This window comes from Rhizobium sp. 01L419, from assembly GCF_056400025.1.
In genome coordinates this window covers 178,864-194,797 of record NZ_JBFTSM010000004.1, presented here as the reverse complement: position 1 = coordinate 194,797, position 15,934 = coordinate 178,864, and the positions used below count along the sequence as shown (strand labels likewise).

General features: G+C 60.1%; 11 protein-coding genes. 5 read left to right on the top strand and 6 right to left on the bottom strand.

The features are described 5' to 3' along the window. Window positions 1-384: 384 nt before the first annotated feature. From gltB to AC1DUP_RS10925, 3 genes are all read left to right on the top strand, one after another. Window positions 385-5,109 (top strand): glutamate synthase large subunit, encoded by a 4,725-nt coding sequence (gene gltB, locus AC1DUP_RS10935; protein WP_477832658.1) that lies wholly within the window; start codon window positions 385-387, stop codon window positions 5,107-5,109. Window positions 5,110-5,334: 225 nt separating this feature from the next. Beyond that, entirely contained in the window at window positions 5,335-6,789 is a 1,455-nt protein-coding gene (locus AC1DUP_RS10930; protein ID WP_113296132.1) for a glutamate synthase subunit beta, read from the top strand. 255 nt (window positions 6,790-7,044) lie between these two features. Then, window positions 7,045-7,686 (top strand): hypothetical protein, encoded by a 642-nt coding sequence (locus AC1DUP_RS10925; RefSeq protein WP_115036695.1) that lies wholly within the window; start codon window positions 7,045-7,047, stop codon window positions 7,684-7,686. A gap of 49 nt (window positions 7,687-7,735) precedes the next feature. On the opposite strand, the gene AC1DUP_RS10920 is transcribed toward AC1DUP_RS10925, so the two are convergent. Next, on the bottom strand, window positions 7,736-8,947 hold the full coding sequence (locus AC1DUP_RS10920) for an SGNH/GDSL hydrolase family protein (protein ID WP_477832657.1): 1,212 nt from the start codon (window positions 8,945-8,947) through the stop codon (window positions 7,736-7,738). A 90-nt stretch (window positions 8,948-9,037) separates the two neighbouring features. After that, on the bottom strand, window positions 9,038-10,261 hold the full coding sequence (locus AC1DUP_RS10915) for a lytic murein transglycosylase (protein ID WP_113508442.1): 1,224 nt from the start codon (window positions 10,259-10,261) through the stop codon (window positions 9,038-9,040). Between the two features lie 204 nt (window positions 10,262-10,465). On the opposite strand from AC1DUP_RS10915, the gene galU reads away from it, so the two are divergent. After that, on the top strand, window positions 10,466-11,353 hold the full coding sequence (gene galU, locus AC1DUP_RS10910; RefSeq protein WP_113310313.1) for a UTP--glucose-1-phosphate uridylyltransferase GalU: 888 nt from the start codon (window positions 10,466-10,468) through the stop codon (window positions 11,351-11,353). A gap of 6 nt (window positions 11,354-11,359) precedes the next feature. On the opposite strand, the gene AC1DUP_RS10905 is transcribed toward galU, so the two are convergent. Continuing rightward, window positions 11,360-12,874, bottom strand: coding sequence for an outer membrane beta-barrel protein (locus AC1DUP_RS10905; protein ID WP_477832656.1), 1,515 nt, complete (start codon window positions 12,872-12,874; stop codon window positions 11,360-11,362). A gap of 143 nt (window positions 12,875-13,017) precedes the next feature. Between AC1DUP_RS10905 and AC1DUP_RS10900 the strand changes: the two genes are divergently transcribed. Then, complete coding sequence (locus AC1DUP_RS10900; RefSeq protein WP_113310311.1) at window positions 13,018-14,013, top strand: KpsF/GutQ family sugar-phosphate isomerase; 996 nt, start codon at window positions 13,018-13,020, stop codon at window positions 14,011-14,013. On the opposite strand, the gene AC1DUP_RS10895 is transcribed toward AC1DUP_RS10900, so the two are convergent. The 3 genes from AC1DUP_RS10895 to AC1DUP_RS10885 all read right to left on the bottom strand — a co-directional run bounded on the left by AC1DUP_RS10895 (window position 14,014) and on the right by AC1DUP_RS10885 (window position 15,845). Beyond that, window positions 14,014-14,469, bottom strand: a complete 456-nt coding sequence (locus tag AC1DUP_RS10895; RefSeq protein WP_115036320.1) for an NfeD family protein — start codon at window positions 14,467-14,469, stop codon at window positions 14,014-14,016. Window positions 14,470-14,472: 3 nt separating this feature from the next. Further along, window positions 14,473-15,498 carry an SPFH domain-containing protein gene (locus AC1DUP_RS10890; protein WP_477832655.1) on the bottom strand — a complete coding sequence of 342 codons (1,026 nt, stop codon included), beginning with the start codon at window positions 15,496-15,498 and terminating at the stop codon, window positions 14,473-14,475. An 83-nt stretch (window positions 15,499-15,581) separates the two neighbouring features. Further along, window positions 15,582-15,845, bottom strand: coding sequence for a hypothetical protein (locus AC1DUP_RS10885; protein ID WP_477832654.1), 264 nt, complete (start codon window positions 15,843-15,845; stop codon window positions 15,582-15,584). Between the last annotated feature and the right edge of the window lie 89 nt (window positions 15,846-15,934).

The following is a 15,934-nucleotide window of genomic DNA, read 5'->3' as shown; positions in this document are numbered from 1 at the left end:
GCTGATTTGGCAATCTTCCGTCGTAAATTGACGTTTTTTTAAGAGGACACTCTTGCGAAGAGGAGCTGTTTCTGGCATTGAGCTGATGAACTAGGACAGGGTTGCTGTCCTATTTTGGCCTTCCCGGCCGAAGAGACGCCGAAAGCCCTGGCACAGAGCGGCTTTCACGCTATAGTTCTTTCGAGCGCCAAAGCCTTCAAATGGCGGCGCGCGGAGGCGAATGGCAGGCGCGGAACGCGACGGTTTGCTTTCCTTGAGAAGCAGTTGTCTGCGATCGGATCTTCACAATGCAACAGCGCTGTCACGCGCCGGACCTATCTTCAGGGTGCGGAGCGCGACGAAAAGCCGCCCGCAGCCCCGCGGGCTTCGACAGGAGGAAAAACGATGACGAAGATGACGCCATCCACGGGTATTGACCAGTTCGCAGCAGCAGACGTGCGCGCAACGGCCAATACGCGTAAATCCGCCTCCGGCCTGCCGAAAAAACAGGGGCTTTACGATCCGCGCAATGAGCATGACGCCTGCGGCGTCGGCTTCGTCGCGCATATGAAGGGTCAGAAGTCGCACCAGATTATCAAGGACGGTCTCTTCATCCTCGAAAACCTGACGCACCGCGGTGCCGTCGGCGCCGATCCGCTGATGGGCGACGGCGCGGGCATTCTCGTGCAGATTCCGGACCGCTTTTTCCGCGAGGAGATGGCCAAGCAGGACATCACTCTGCCGAAGGCCGGCGAGTATGGCGTCGGCCATATCTTCCTGCCGCGCGATGAAAAGCAGATCGAGCATTTCAAGAAGGTAATCAAGGACGTCATTACCGAGGAAGGCCAGGTCTTCATCGGTTTCCGCGACGTACCTGTTGATAATTCATCGCTCTCCAAGGCGCCGGCGATTGCCGCGACTGAACCGCATCACGTTCAAGTCTTCATCGGCGCGGGCAAGGATGCTGCGACGAACGACGAGTTCGAGCGCAGGCTCTTCACTCTGCGCAAGGTGATCTCCAACCGTATCTATGATGAGTTCGACGGCGAGGAGAGCAATTTCTATCCGGTGTCGCTGTCGAGCACGACCGTCGTCTACAAGGGCATGTTCCTGGCCTACCAGGTCGGCGCCTATTATAAGGACCTGTCGGACCCGCGCTTCGAAAGCGCCGTCGCCCTCGTGCATCAGCGTTTTTCGACCAACACCTTCCCGTCCTGGAAGCTCGCGCATCCGTACCGCATGGTCGCACATAACGGCGAGATCAACACGCTGCGCGGTAACGTCAACTGGATGGCAGCACGCCAGGCCTCGGTCTCCTCTCCGCTTTTCGGCGAGGACATCTCCAAGCTTTGGCCGATTTCTTATGAAGGCCAGTCGGACACGGCCTGCTTCGACAACGCGCTCGAATTCCTTTTGCGCGGCGGCTACTCATTGTCCCATGCCGTGATGATGCTCATCCCGGAGGCCTGGGCCGGCAACCAGTCCATGTCGCCCGAGCGCAAGGCATTCTACGAATACCATGCCGCCCTCATGGAGCCGTGGGATGGACCGGCTGCCGTTGCCTTCACCGATGGCAAGCAGATCGGCGCGACGCTCGACCGCAACGGCCTGCGTCCGGCCCGCTATCTCGTCACCGATGACGACCGGGTTATTCTCGCCTCTGAAGCCGGCACGCTGCCGGTTCCGGAAGAGAGCATCATCCAGAAGTGGCGCCTGCAGCCGGGCAAGATGCTGCTGATCGACATGGAGGAAGGCCGCATCATCTCCGACGACGAGGTGAAGGCGCAGCTTGCAAACGCGCATCCCTATCGCAGCTGGCTCAACCGTACACAGCTCATCCTCGAAGACCTGAAGCCGGTCGAGCCGCGCGCGCTGCGCCGCGACGTCTCGTTGCTCGACCGCCAGCAGGCCTTCGGCTACACGACCGAGGATACCAGGATCCTGATGTCGCCGATGGCGACGACGGGTCAGGAAGCGATCGGCTCGATGGGCACTGATACGCCGATTTCGGCCATGTCCGAGAAGTCGAAGCTGCTCTACACCTACTTCAAGCAGAACTTTGCGCAGGTGACGAACCCGCCGATCGACCCGATCCGCGAAGAGCTCGTCATGAGCCTCGTCTCCTTCATCGGGCCGCGTCCGAACATTCTCGACCACGAGGGTATGGCGAACGCCAAGCGCCTCGAAGTGCGCCAGCCGATCCTGACCAATGGCGATCTCGAAAAGATCCGCTCGATCGGCCACACGGAAGACCGCTTCGACACCAAGACGCTGGACTTCACTTATGATGTGGAGCGCGGCGCTGAAGGCATGCCGGAAATGCTTGATCGCCTCTGCGAACGCGCGGAAGCGGCGGTCAAGGGTGGCTACAACATCATCGTGCTGTCCGACCGCCAGGTCGGCCCGGACCGTATCGCCATCCCGGCGCTGCTGGCGACCGCTGCCGTGCATCATCACCTGATCCGCAAGGGGCTGCGTACCTCAGTCGGCCTGGTCGTCGAAACCGGCGAGCCGCGCGAAGTGCATCATTTCTGCCTGTTGGCAGGTTACGGCGCGGAAGCGATCAACCCCTACCTCGCTTTCGACACGCTGCTCGACATGCATGCCAAGGGTGAATTCCCGAAGGAAGTGGACGCCAGTGAAGTCGTCTACCGCTATATCAAGGCGGTCGGTAAGGGCATCCTCAAGGTCATGTCCAAGATGGGCATTTCGACCTACCAATCCTATTGCGGCGCGCAGATTTTCGATGCGATCGGCCTGCAGTCGGAATTCGTCGACAAGTACTTCTTCGGCACGGCAACGACCATCGAAGGCGTGAACCTCGAAGAGATCGCCCGCGAGACCGTGGCTCGCCATAATTCAGCCTTCGGACGTGACCCGCTCCTGGCCAGCACGCTCGATATTGGCGGCGAATATGCCTACCGCATGCGGGGCGAAAGCCACGCATGGACGCCGGATGCCGTCGCTGCCCTGCAGCATGCGGTGCGCGGCAATGCCGAGGACCGTTACCGCGAATTCGCCGATATGGTGAATGACTCGGCCCTGCGTATGAACACGATCCGCGGTCTCTTCAAGATCAAGAGCGCCGAGGCGCTGGGTCGCAAGCCGATATCGCTCGATAGCGTCGAGCCCGCGATCGACATCGTCAAGCGCTTCTCAACCGGCGCCATGTCCTTCGGCTCGATCAGCCGCGAGGCGCATACGACGCTGGCTATCGCCATGAACCGGATCGGCGGCAAGTCGAACACCGGCGAGGGCGGTGAAGAAAGCGACCGCTACATGCCTTTGCCGGATGGTTCGGCGAATCCAGAGCGTTCGGCGATCAAGCAGATCGCCTCCGGCCGCTTCGGCGTGACGACCGAATATCTCGTCAATGCCGACATGCTGCAGATCAAGGTTGCGCAGGGTGCCAAGCCCGGTGAAGGCGGCCAGTTGCCGGGCCACAAGGTAGACGCGGTCGTTGCCAAGACCCGTCACTCGACGCCGGGCGTCGGCCTGATTTCGCCGCCGCCGCACCATGACATCTACTCGATCGAAGATCTGGCGCAGCTGATCTACGACCTGAAAAACGTCAACCCGACCTCGGATGTCTCGGTCAAGCTCGTCTCGGAAGTCGGCGTCGGCACGGTTGCCGCTGGCGTTGCCAAGGCGCGCGCAGACCATATCACGGTATCCGGCTTCGACGGCGGTACGGGCGCTTCGCCGCTTACCTCGCTGAAACATGCCGGCAGCCCTTGGGAAATAGGTCTTGCGGAAACCCAGCAGACGCTGGTGCTGAACGGCCTGCGTTCGCGCATCGCCCTGCAGGTCGATGGTGGTCTGAAGACCGGCCGCGACGTCATCATCGGCGCGTTGCTCGGTGCCGACGAGTTCGGTTTTGCAACGGCTCCGCTGATTGCCGCGGGCTGCATCATGATGCGCAAATGCCACCTCAACACCTGTCCTGTCGGTGTGGCGACGCAGGATCCCGTCCTGCGCAAGCGCTTCAAGGGTACGCCTGAGCACGTCATCAACTACTTCTTCTTCGTCGCCAACGAAGTGCGCGAAATTCTGGCCTCCCTCGGCTTCACCAAGCTCGATGACATTATCGGCGCTGCCGAGTTGCTCGAGAAGGATGAGATGCTGGCGCATTGGAAGGCTAAGGGCCTCGACTTCACCAAGATCTTCCACAAGGTCGACGCACCGAAGGAAGAGACCTACTGGACGACGCGCCAGAAGCACCCGATCGACGACATTCTCGACCGCAAGATGATCGAGAAGGCCCAGCCTGCGCTTGCTTCGAAGACGCCTGTCGCTTTCGAGGTCGGCATCAAGAACGTCGACCGTTCGGCCGGCGCCATGCTGTCAGGCGAGGTGGCCAAGCGCTACAATCATCGTGGCCTGAAGGAAGACACGATCAACGTCACGCTCAGGGGCACGGCAGGTCAGAGCTTCGGCGCCTTCCTGGCGCGCGGCATCACCTTCAACCTGATCGGCGACGGCAACGACTATGTCGGCAAGGGGCTTTCGGGCGGCAAGATCATCATCCGGCCGCCGGAAAATTCGAGGATCGTTGCTGAGCACTCGATCATCGTCGGCAATACGGTGCTCTATGGTGCGACCGAAGGCGAATGCTATTTCCGCGGTGTCGCAGGTGAGCGTTTCGCGGTTCGTAACTCCGGTGCGATCACCGTCGTCGAAGGCGTGGGCGATCACGGTTGCGAATACATGACGGGGGGTGTGGTCGTCGTGCTCGGCGCGACGGGCCGTAACTTCGCGGCGGGCATGTCCGGTGGCGTGGCCTATGTTCTCGACGAAGCCGGCGATTTCGCCAGCCGTTGCAATATGGCCATGGTCGAACTCGAGCCGGTTCCGGAAGAGGACGACATGCTGGAGAAGCTGCATCATCACGGCGGCGACCTCATGCACAAGGGACGCGTGGACGTTTCCGGTGACATGACGCGCCACGACGAGGAGCGCCTTTACCAGCTGATCTCCAACCATCTGCACTATACGGGCTCCACCCGCGCCAAGGAAATCCTTGAACACTGGGTCGATTACCGACCGAAATTCCGCAAGGTCATGCCGGTCGAATACCGCCGCGCGCTTGAGGAAATGGAGCGCAGCCGGATGGGCATCGCTGCCGAGTAATTGCACCGAACAATCCGCCACGCCTCAAAAGCGCGTGGCGGGTGACTGAAATATCTCAATGACTCAACGACGATCAGCTGCAAGCTTGAAGCTTGCGCAACCGCGCGGATGGCTATCAGGGGATATGTTCGAATGACGGTCAAAACAAACAACCTGCCTCCGCGATCGAGGCTGAACACACAACTGGCCGCGGGCGAGGCGGTCATGAGGGTAAGGGACGAAAATATGGGTAAGGTAACAGGGTTTCTGGAAATCGACCGGCAGGTAGCGAAGTATCAGCCCGCATCGGATCGCATCCGGCATTTCCGTGAATTCACGATCCCGATGTCGGACCCGGAAGTGCAGAAACAGGCGGCCCGTTGCATGGACTGTGGCATTCCCTATTGCCACGGACCGACCGGCTGCCCGGTGCATAACCAGATTCCGGACTGGAACGACCTCGTCTACAACAACAATTGGGAAGCCGCGATCCAGAACCTGCATTCGACCAACAACTTCCCGGAATTCACCGGCCGTGTCTGCCCCGCTCCGTGCGAGGAGGCCTGTACGCTGAACCTCGAGGATACGCCGGTCGCGATCAAGACCGTCGAGCAGGCGATCGCCGACAAGGCCTATGAACTCGGCTTCATCCGTCCTCAGCCGGCGACGATTCATACCGGCAAGAAGGTCGCGATCATCGGTTCCGGTCCGGCCGGCATGGCAGCGGCGCAGCAGCTTGGCCGCGCCGGCCACGATGTGCATGTCTATGAGCGCGAGACGAAGCCGGGCGGCCTGCTGCGCTACGGCATTCCGGACTTCAAGATGGAGAAGAACTTCATCGATCGTCGTGTCGAGCAGATGAAGGGCGAAGGCGTCACCTTCCATTGCGGCGTCAATGTCGGCGTCGACGTGAAGGTCGAGCAGTTGCTGGCGGATCATGATGCCGTGCTTTACTGCGGCGGCTCCGAGACGCCGCGCGAAGCCGGCATTCCCGGCACCGATCTTGCAGGCGTCCATGACGCGATGCCCTATCTCGTGCAACAGAACAAGCGCGTGGGCCGTGAGAACATCGACAGCACCGGCTGGCCATCTGATCCTATTCTCGCCGGCGCCAAGCATATTGTCGTCGTCGGCGGCGGCGATACGGCATCCGACTGCGTCGGCACGGCCTTTCGTCAGGGTGCGGTCAAGGTGACCCAGCTCGACATTCGCCCGCAGCCGCCGGAGAAGGAAGACAAGCTTGCCGTCTGGCCGTTCTGGGCAACGAAGATGCGCACCTCTTCTTCACAGGCCGAAGGCGCAATCCGGGAATTCCAGGTCGCAACGCTCGAATTCGTCGGCGAAGACGGCGTGCTGACGGGCGTGAAGTGCTGCGAGGTCGATGAACGTCGCCGTCCGGTTCCGGGAACGGACTTCATCATCAAGGCAGATCTGGCTTTCATCGCCATCGGTTTCAGCGGCCCGTTCAACGACAGCGTGCTGAAGGAACTCGACGGCAAGCTGACGCTCAATACCGACAAGCGCGGTTCGACAAACGTTGTCGCCAATGATCGCGATTACAAGACCTCTGTCGACAAGTTCTGGACGGCAGGCGACGTGCGCCGCGGTCAGTCGCTGGTGGTCTGGGCAATCCGTGAAGGCCGCCAGGCAGCCCGCGCCATCGACGAAGCATTGATGGGCTCGACGGTTCTGCCGCGCTGATCCGCTTCGAACAGTTAGTCGATTAAGAAACTCCGCCGCATCCCGGCGGAGTTTTTCGTGGTGCGACCGCTTGACGCGGCGGGGCTTCAGGCAAGCCTCATGCAATTCCCGAACTGCAGCTTCCTGATGCTTGCAGGCCCGCACCGGTCTGCGGCGACTGCCGGACTTGCCCCCGCCCGTTCAGTCGTGAGGCGTTTCACTGTTGGCCGTGGCGCAAGGGACATGGTTGCCGCGGACCATTACAAAGGACAAACCATGGTTTCCGCAATCGACAGTACGCGGCTGGTCTCAGCCCAATATGCCCTGAAGAATCTTCGTGGTTCCGATGACGACAGCAGTCAGAGTGCCACCGATCCCTCCAGTGCCTCAACTATCCTCAGCAGCTACGGCTTGGACCCGGATACGTCGTCGCTCCTCTCCAACAATGCGCTCGCAAGCCTGCTCGACACGCTTTCGGCGCAGAATGACCAGCCGGTCGAGACACCCGACACAGCCAGCGAAAATCCCGATGTGACGAGTTCCTCCTTCATGGCGATGCTCAAGCAGCAGTTGGAAGAGGCGGCTGAACAGGAAGGCACTGACGGTACGGCGCATGATATGCTGGCCGCTCTCGAAAACGGTACGCTGACGGTCTCCCATCCGACGCAGGGTGTTTCCATCACTGCCTGGGATGTCGAAAATCCGGATGAAGCGAATACGAACAACAAGCCCGGCACCGATATCGAGGCCAGTGGCTGGAACGACTTCCTCAATGTGCATCTGAAGCGGGGCGACGACGCTTCGTTCGTCAAGCAGGCCGGTCACTATGTAGATAAGGTCGACAACAGCAATGCCTATTTCGGCCAGATCGGCTCCGACTTCTACTATCTGACCTGGCCGCAGGCGACAGCCAAATAAATCCGGACCATCGAGCGAGGGCCGCATCACACGCTCTAGCGGCCCTTTCTCATTTCACGGAAACTTCCGCCGTCGTCTTCAGCGTCGGCATGCGATAGTCGTCGATACGGCCTGCGGGCGCAGGCGCCATTTCTCCCTGTTCGACCAAAAGATCACGCGGCGATTTCGTCAGTGTCACCGGCGGCGTCTTGCCGGCACCGAGCAGCTCTGCTCCGCCATCGAGGTTCGGGTCGGACAGACTGATCGGCTGCGTGTGTTCGACGGGATTGGTCGGCAGCGTCAGCGCCGGCAGGTTGCCGGGGTCGAGGCGCACGAGATCGGGGCTTGCCTGGGTGCCAAGAATGCGGCGCGCCGGTTTTTCCACGTAGAAGGCGAGCTTGCGGCGGCCGGCCTGTGTCAGGTTAATTCCGTCGGTAGTGCGCAGACGTACCTGCTGGCCGTTAACATCAGAACCGGTGACGATGAACTTGCCGTTCTCATCCACGAAGCCATCCCAGATATCGACGAATTCGCCGCCGATGCTTTCCACCTGATTGCGGTAGAGCTGGTTCATCTGCACGGCATCGGCCGTCATCGAATCGGATTCGAAGGCGGGAAGTCCGACCCACAGCAGCGGAATCTTGCGGTCGGTAATCTCCTTGCCGAAGGCGAGCACACGGCGCTGATATTCGCTGAACCAGCCGTCGGTGCGGAATTTCTCCTTGCCGGCATCGGTCACCATCTGTTGACGGTCATTCGCGCCGATCATGATGACGACCATTGCCGGCTTCAACTCGTCGATCATCTTCGGCAATTCGCCGGGCCAGTTGTAATAGTCGTCGCGCACGAGGCCGGATGAGACATTGCTGCGGGCTTCGACCACGACGCCGGGCGATGCCTCAAAGGCAGCGGTGAGGCCATCACCCAGGCCGCCGGCGAGAAAGTCGCCGACGATCAGGATTTTTTGGGCATCGTCCAGCTTCTGAACCACGGGTTCGGCGGGCGCTACCGGCATGGTGCGGGTCGGCGTCATAGCCTTTTGTACAGGCGGGCGCTTGCGCTGTTGCTGTCGCCGCCGCGGTTGGTCGCGCATCTCCGGTTGCGGATTATCATCGATGTAACGGCGACCGAGAAAGAAATCGAGGATGGAGCGGCGCTGGTAACGCGTCTCCTGTGCCTCGGCATAGTGCACCGGCACCATCGAGCCAAGGCAAAGAGAAAGCGCGGCCGCGGCAAGCGCAAGCCCGCGAAACCGTCGGGTCGGGTCAGTTTTTCTTGTCATGGGGCAGTTCCGCATCTGCCGGGCATCTTGCATAGGCACCGGCTTTCCGTCCACTCCACCCATACTATTTAGGTCAGACTTTCGCCGCTTCTAGCGTCGCAACGCGTGCAGAAGCGAAAGCGACGGCTCACCATCCGCCTGCATGCCGATACGCTCCTGCACGGCAGCGATCGCCGCCTTGGAGCCTGAACCGAAATTGCCGTCGACATCGCCGCTATAATAGCCAAGTGTCTTCAAGCGCGTCTGCAATTCGAACTTCTCGGTAATATCGAGCGTGCCTTCCGGGCGCGGCCAGCGCTGTTGCATGCCGCCAAAGCCGGCAATCTGGTCTGCAAGCAGGCCGACGGCGAGTGCATAGCTGTCGGAGGCATTGTAATTTTTGATGGTGAAGAAGTTGGCGGTCATCAGGAAACCCGGACCATTCGCACCAGCCGGCATCTTCAGCATGGCGCGGGTATCACCATCCTTGAAAGCCTTGCCGTTCGGACGCTTCAGGCCGAGTGCCGCCCACTGCGCGAGCGTGCGGGTCTTGCCGACCTGCTGGGCAGCGGATGCCGGCACTGCGACCTCGTAACCCCAGGTTCGGCCGGCATCCCAGCCATTCTTCATCAGAAGATTCGCTGACGTCGCCAGCGCGTCGGGCACGGAATTCCAGATGTCGCGATGGCCGTTTCCATCCGCATCGACCGCGTAGAGAAGATAGCTTGTCGGGATGAACTGGGTATGGCCCATGGCGCCAGCCCAGGAACCGGTCATCTCTTTGGCGGGAACATCGCCATTCTGGAGGATCTTCAGGGCTGCGATCAACTGCTTCTTGGCATATTTGCCGCGCTTGGGATCGGCATAGGCAAGTGTTGCCAGCGCCCGCGGCACATAGTGAAGGCGCTCATCTTTAGCGAGAACTGCGCCATAATTTGATTCCATCGACCAGATCGCCAGCAGAATCGACTTGTCGACGCCGAAGCGGCGCTGGATGGCGTCGAGCGTCCTGGCGTGTTTGGCTGCCATCTTGCGGCCGATTTCCACAGTGTAGGGGTTGACGCGGGAATCGACATAGTCCCAAATCTTCGATGTAAATTCAGGCTGATAGGTCGCCTTTTCGAGGACTGTCGGATCTGGTTCGCTTACCCCAGAAAACGCTTTCTGGTACGTTGCCTTACTGATGCCATTCTGAGCAGCAGTTTGGGAGAAGTCCGCGATCCACTTCTGGAACCGGGCATCGGCTTTTGCGTTATTGGGGGCCAATCCAGCCGCAGTTGCAACAACGATGGCGAGAGCTAGACCACGAAGGGAGTTTGCGTATTTCTGGGTCATCGGCAATCGTATCCGTCATCTTCAGTTTTAGCCAAGGCGGTACGTCATGTCCGCCCTACGCCGAAATTACAGGAACGGAGTCAACAAATTCTTTACCATAGGCGGCCGGAACAGTCATCATTTGCAAAACCGTAGCAATTCTATACTAGTTCAAATCGATATAGCGTTTAGTTAAAAGCGGTATAGTCAAAACAGGAGATCGGTGTGGCTCAGCATAAGAAAGTTCGTAAGGCAGTATTTCCAGTCGCGGGACTGGGAACGCGGTTCCTTCCGGCTACCAAAGCGGTTCCGAAGGAAATGCTGACTGTCGTTGATAAGCCAATCATTCAGTACGTTGTCGACGAAGCACTTGAAGCGGGCATTGAACATCTGGTTTTTGTTACCGGTCGTAACAAGCATGTCATCGAAGACTACTTCGATATTCATTTCGAACTTGAGCAGACGCTCAAGGAGCGCGCCAAGAAGGCGGAAATCACCCTGTTGCAGCAGCAGCTTCCCAAGGCAGGCACGGTGAGCTTTACCCGTCAGCAGGAGCCGCTCGGCCTCGGCCACGCCGTGTGGTGCGCCCGCGAGATCGTCGGCGACGAACCTTTCGCGCTGCTTCTGCCCGACATGATCATGAAGGGTGAAAAGGGCTGCATGAAGGGCATGATAGATCTTTACGAGCACAGCGGCGGCAACATTATCGCTGTCGAGGAATGTGCTCCCGATCAGGCCCACAAATACGGCATTGTCGGCGTCGGCGACGCGATCGGCGAGGGCTTCCGCATCACTGGCATGGTTGAAAAGCCGGCCAAGGGCACGGCTCCTTCCAACTTCTTCATCAACGGCCGCTACATCCTGCAGCCGGAAGTCTTCAAGATCCTGGAAACTCAGGAACGCGGCGCGGGCAACGAAATCCAGCTCACCGACGGCATGCTGAAGCTGCTGAAGGAACAGGATTTCGCAGGCTACCACTTCAAGGGTGCGACTTACGACTGCGGCGCCAAGGATGGCTTCATCCTCGCCAACGTTGCCTTTGCTCTCGAGCGTGCGGATATCCGTCCGAGCGTCGAAGGCGGCTTCAGGGAACTGCTCGCGGGCCTGAAGTAAGTCTCGTCAGCGCTTCACCTTGACACCGACGCCGGCTCGCCATTGCCGCGAGTCGTCGCCTTCCTTGCGCGTCGTCAGCTCGTAGCCAAGCGTGCTGGTGAAGTCGAGGTAGCGGTTGATATTCCAAACAAGACCTGTCGAGGCGGTGTAAACCGTCTCGTCACTTATTGTGCTACCGCTCGGATAATCGCGCAGCGTCACGCCGCTGATGGTCGTCGCCACCAGATTGTCGCGCAACTGATGATCGACCGTGGACGTCAGCTGATGTGAAACATAACCGCTTTCGCCGGCTGCGGTCGAAGGCTGGATGCTCGTCTGGAGGTCGATATTGACATTCGTTCCGCGGATCGGCGACCAGAGCAGGCTGGCATCGAGCGTGGCCGTATCGATCGATTTCAGGCGGCTATCATCGAAATCCGCCGTTGCATAACCGACTGCAACCTCGCCCTTGAGCTTTTCACCCATATCGACCTGCACGCCGCCCTTGGCGCCGTAGCTATCTCCGGAACGCTGGTAGCCCGAAGAATCAATGCGATCATCATAGTTGGTCTTGCCGACCGACGCTTCGATGAAGGGAATGAGCGCCGGCGAGAGTTCGTAACCGATGCGGCCGCGCACCGTGCCTGTGGTCTGGTTGCGGTCGCTCAGCGAAACGGTCGTGCCGTTGGAAAGCACGGCATCCGAATAGATCGAGCGGGAGAGCGCAACGGCGGCTGTGCCGCGCAAGATCCCGAAGTCGTGCTCGATGGAAGCGCCGCCGGTAAATTCCTGTACGTCCGACTGCTGGGCGGCGTCGGTGATCGCGTCCGGATCGTCCGTATCCTCGCGATAGAAATTGTAGCCGCTGGTGATATGGGCGACGGTGTCACGCGGCAGGTCCAGCCGCAGATCGCCATCGATCTTGAAGGAGGGCTGTTCTTCTCCTTCACCGCTGATGTTCTTCTGCCAGGCGCCTTCGGTGGTGACGGTCAACTGGTGCCGACTCCAATCGGAGGTCAGTGTCGCGCCCATATCGGTTTCGAGAAAACCGCGGCTCTGTTTCGTGCCGCCGTCTTTCGTGGTTTCGCTGTTGATCGTCTGGGTGACGCTTGGGCGCAGCACGAAGCTGCCGATCGGGATACCGGGCGTCTGTTCGGTCGATATGCTCTCCGGCACCCTGCGAGCCGGCGTTTCGTCCAGGCGCGGTTCGCGGGTGTTCAGCTTGCGCATATCCTCATCGAGGATCGAGCCTGTAGTCTCGTCGTCGGGCTGCGTCGTCGGGGCGGGTGCAGCCGCGGTGTCCGGATCCTGATCCCGTGCACTGGCAGGAGTGGTCGCGGTATCGTCCGTATCGCCGAAGTCCGGCGTCGCATTGTTCGTGGCTGCGGCGCGGGAATTCGCTGTACTTGCCGGCTGTTGTTGCGATGTCGTCTGCTGCGCGAAAGCGGCGGGCGCGACCAGCAGCCCGACAGCCGTGATGGAGACGGCACGGCTCATGGCGCGGAGCGGCGTCACACTGCTCGTCTGTTTTCCCTGGCCCATTCAATCCGCGCCTGAAATGCTTCGAAGTCTTACCCAAGCGTAAAGCCTTGTGGTTAACCATTCGTTGCACTGCCGGCAGCGTGTTCATACATCGGAAACATTGTCGGGTGGACAGGTAAAGTGAAAAGGTCTAACGCATTGCCATGATCAGGAGAGCCGTGAAACTCGTCGAAAACAGCGTGCTGGAGTCGGGCAAGCGCACGATCAGCATCGAAAGACGCGCCCTCGAGGCACTCGAACTTGCCTTTGATAATGGGCTGGCCGGACCTTTTACCCGTGCGGTCGAGATGATCGGCCAAAATTCTGGCCGCGTGATTGTGACCGGCGTCGGCAAGAGCGGCCATATAGGCACCAAAATAGCTGCCACTTTCGCTTCGACAGGTACGCCGGCCTTTTTCGTGCATGCGGCGGAAGCCAATCACGGCGACCTCGGCATGATCGCCGGCGACGATGTCGTCCTTGCGATCTCCAAGGGTGGTGAGAGTGCCGAACTGAAGAGCATCATTTCCTATACACGGCGTTTTTCCATTCCGCTGATCGCGATGACCTGCAGCCCACAGTCCTCGCTGGCGACGGCCGCAGATATCGCATTGCTGATCCCCAACGAGGAAGAGGCCTGTCCGAACGGGCTGGCGCCGACCACATCGACAATGATGCAGCTTGCGCTCGGCGATGCGCTGGCGATCGCACTTCTTGATGCGCGCGGCTTCACGGCGACCGATTTTCATGTCTTCCATCCCGGCGGCAAGCTCGGTGCGAGCCTGATGCACGTTGCCGACATCATGCATACCGGTGAGCGCTTGCCGCTGGTGGTGAAGGGCACGTCCGTGCCGGAGGCAATCAGAGTGCTGTCGCACAAGCATTTTGGCTGCGTCGGCGTGCTGGATGCCGAAGGCCGGCTTTGCGGCATCGTCACTGATGGTGACATGTCGCGCAACCTCACCCGCAATCTTGCGCAGCTAACGGTTGACGACATCATGACGCGCGCGCCGAAGACCGTCAGGCCGACGATATTGGCGACTGCAGCTCTGGCGCTGCTTGAGCAATACAAGATTGGCGCACTTATCGTCGTTGATGACGAGCAGCGTCCAATCGGGCTCGTTCACTTCCATGATCTCTTGCGGATCGGCGTGGCCTGATCAGGTCGGCTCGACCGTCAGGTCGCGGCCGTTACTCGAAACCACTTTGACCTGCGTTCCGGCCGGAAGATCCGGCCCCATGACCTGCCACATCGTGTCATCGAGGCGAATGCGGCCGCGGCCTTCGCGGATAGGCTCGCGCAGCGTTGCGGTGCGGCCGACGAGGCTCGCACCACGCTGGTTGAGGAATGGTTCATCCGTCGTGTCGTTGCGCAGCGTGAGCCGCCGGCCGATGAGCGTGGCGACGACCGCAAAAATGGCGAATAGGATCGCCTGAAGCTCCCAGATCCAGAAAGCGGCATCCCAGAAGATCAGCGACAAAACGCCGACGGCAAGAGCTGCAAGGCCGATCCAGACAAGGAAGAAGCCCGGCACGATCAGCTCGGCGGCAAGCAGCACGAGGCCTGCCACCCACCAGCTCCACGGCCCAAGTTCGCCGACGATCTTCGCCAGCATGGCTTATCGCTCCGGATTGGGATTGAAGGGATTGGCCGGAGCCGGGCCGACCGACGGCGTCGAGCGTGCCGGACCTGTGCTTGGACGCGGCGCAGACGGCGGATTGTTGCCTTCGCCAAAGACCTGCCGGGCAATCGCCCCGATGCCGCCGAGCGAGCCGAGGATGGAAGACGCCTCCATCGGCATCATCACGATCTTGGAATTGGGCGCCGAACCGATCGAGGTGAGGGCCTCGGTGTATTTCTGTGCCACGAAATAGTTGATTGCCTGGATGTCGCCCGCGGCGATCGCTTCCGAGACCATCTTCGTCGCCTTCGCTTCGGCTTCGGCCAAGCGCTCGCGAGCTTCGGCATTGCGGAAGGCGGCTTCGCGCTGGCCTTCGGCCTGAAGGATGGCGGACTGCTTGGCGCCCTCGGCCCTCAGGATCTGCGCATTGCGCGAACCTTCGGCTTCCAGCACCTGGGCACGCTTCTCGCGCTCGGCCTTCATCTGGCGGGCCATCGCGTCGACGAGGTCGCGGGGCGGCTGGATATCCTTGATCTCGACACGGGTGACCTTGATGCCCCAAGGATGCACGGCCTCGTCCACGACGCGCAGCAGCCGGTCGTTGATCGCATCGCGATTGGAGAGCAGCTCATCGAGATCCATAGAGCCCATGACTGAGCGAATATTGGTCATGGTGAGGTTCAGGATCGCATTTTCCAAGTTGGAAACCTGATAGGCGGCCTGAGCGGCATTCAGCACCTGGTAGAAAGAGACTGCATCGGCCGCGACCGAGGCATTGTCCTTGGTGATCACCTCCTGGGTCGGCACGTTCAGCACCTGCTCCATCACGTTCATCCTGGCGCCGACGCGCTCGATGAAAGGGGTGATCAGGTTCAGGCCGGGTTCCAGCGTGCGGGTATAGCGGCCGAAGCGCTCGATCGTGTAGCGATAACCCTGTGGAACCGTCTTGATGCCCGCAAAGAGCACCATGATGACGAAAATCACCAATACGATCACGACGATATCGAAGCCGCCCAGCAGCATATGTTCCTCCCTAAGCCCACCTATCTGACGTGGTGAGTTAGCACGTTCTTTGCAAGGAAGGAATGACAGTCCCGCCTGTCAAATCAGGGTGATAGGCCGGCATCATCGAGGTCGCTCTTTGTGATGTAGCCGCCCATCAGGCAATTGGTGAGGAACGGCTGATCGTCCGGCTTCAGATTGCTGGTTTTGACATCGCGGAGGCGAAGCTGACAGGCGACCTGACCGACGATGCCTTTGGGAGGGGCGTTGGCATAGACCCGCTGATAGTGCTCCCACGCGAGATAACCGCCACCTGCGACGACGAAAAAGCAGGCGAGGACAATCAATTTTCTAAAACCTGAAATCATGAAATTCGTCCAGATGAATAAAGCCGCAGACCGAGAGCCTGCGCGCCGCAGTTGCGGTTGTCGGCTTCGGTCCTTCCTTAGATCTGGAG

Bases quoted from the DNA above. Each gene is read 5' to 3' on its own strand.
- AC1DUP_RS10915 (WP_113508442.1), bottom strand. From the start codon at position 10,261: ATGACCCAGAAATACGCAAACTCCCTTCGTGGTCTAGCTCTCGCCATC.
- AC1DUP_RS10930 (WP_113296132.1), top strand. From the start codon at position 5,335: ATGGGTAAGGTAACAGGGTTTCTGGAAATCGACCGGCAGGTAGCGAAG.
- AC1DUP_RS10920 (WP_477832657.1), bottom strand. From the start codon at position 8,947: ATGACAAGAAAAACTGACCCGACCCGACGGTTTCGCGGGCTTGCGCTT.
- AC1DUP_RS10890 (WP_477832655.1), bottom strand. From the start codon at position 15,498: ATGCTGCTGGGCGGCTTCGATATCGTCGTGATCGTATTGGTGATTTTC.
- AC1DUP_RS10895 (WP_115036320.1), bottom strand. From the start codon at position 14,469: ATGCTGGCGAAGATCGTCGGCGAACTTGGGCCGTGGAGCTGGTGGGTG.
- AC1DUP_RS10905 (WP_477832656.1), bottom strand. From the start codon at position 12,874: ATGGGCCAGGGAAAACAGACGAGCAGTGTGACGCCGCTCCGCGCCATG.
- AC1DUP_RS10885 (WP_477832654.1), bottom strand. From the start codon at position 15,845: ATGATTTCAGGTTTTAGAAAATTGATTGTCCTCGCCTGCTTTTTCGTC.
- AC1DUP_RS10925 (WP_115036695.1), top strand. From the start codon at position 7,045: ATGGTTTCCGCAATCGACAGTACGCGGCTGGTCTCAGCCCAATATGCC.
- AC1DUP_RS10900 (WP_113310311.1), top strand. From the start codon at position 13,018: ATGATCAGGAGAGCCGTGAAACTCGTCGAAAACAGCGTGCTGGAGTCG.
- gltB (WP_477832658.1), top strand. From the start codon at position 385: ATGACGAAGATGACGCCATCCACGGGTATTGACCAGTTCGCAGCAGCA.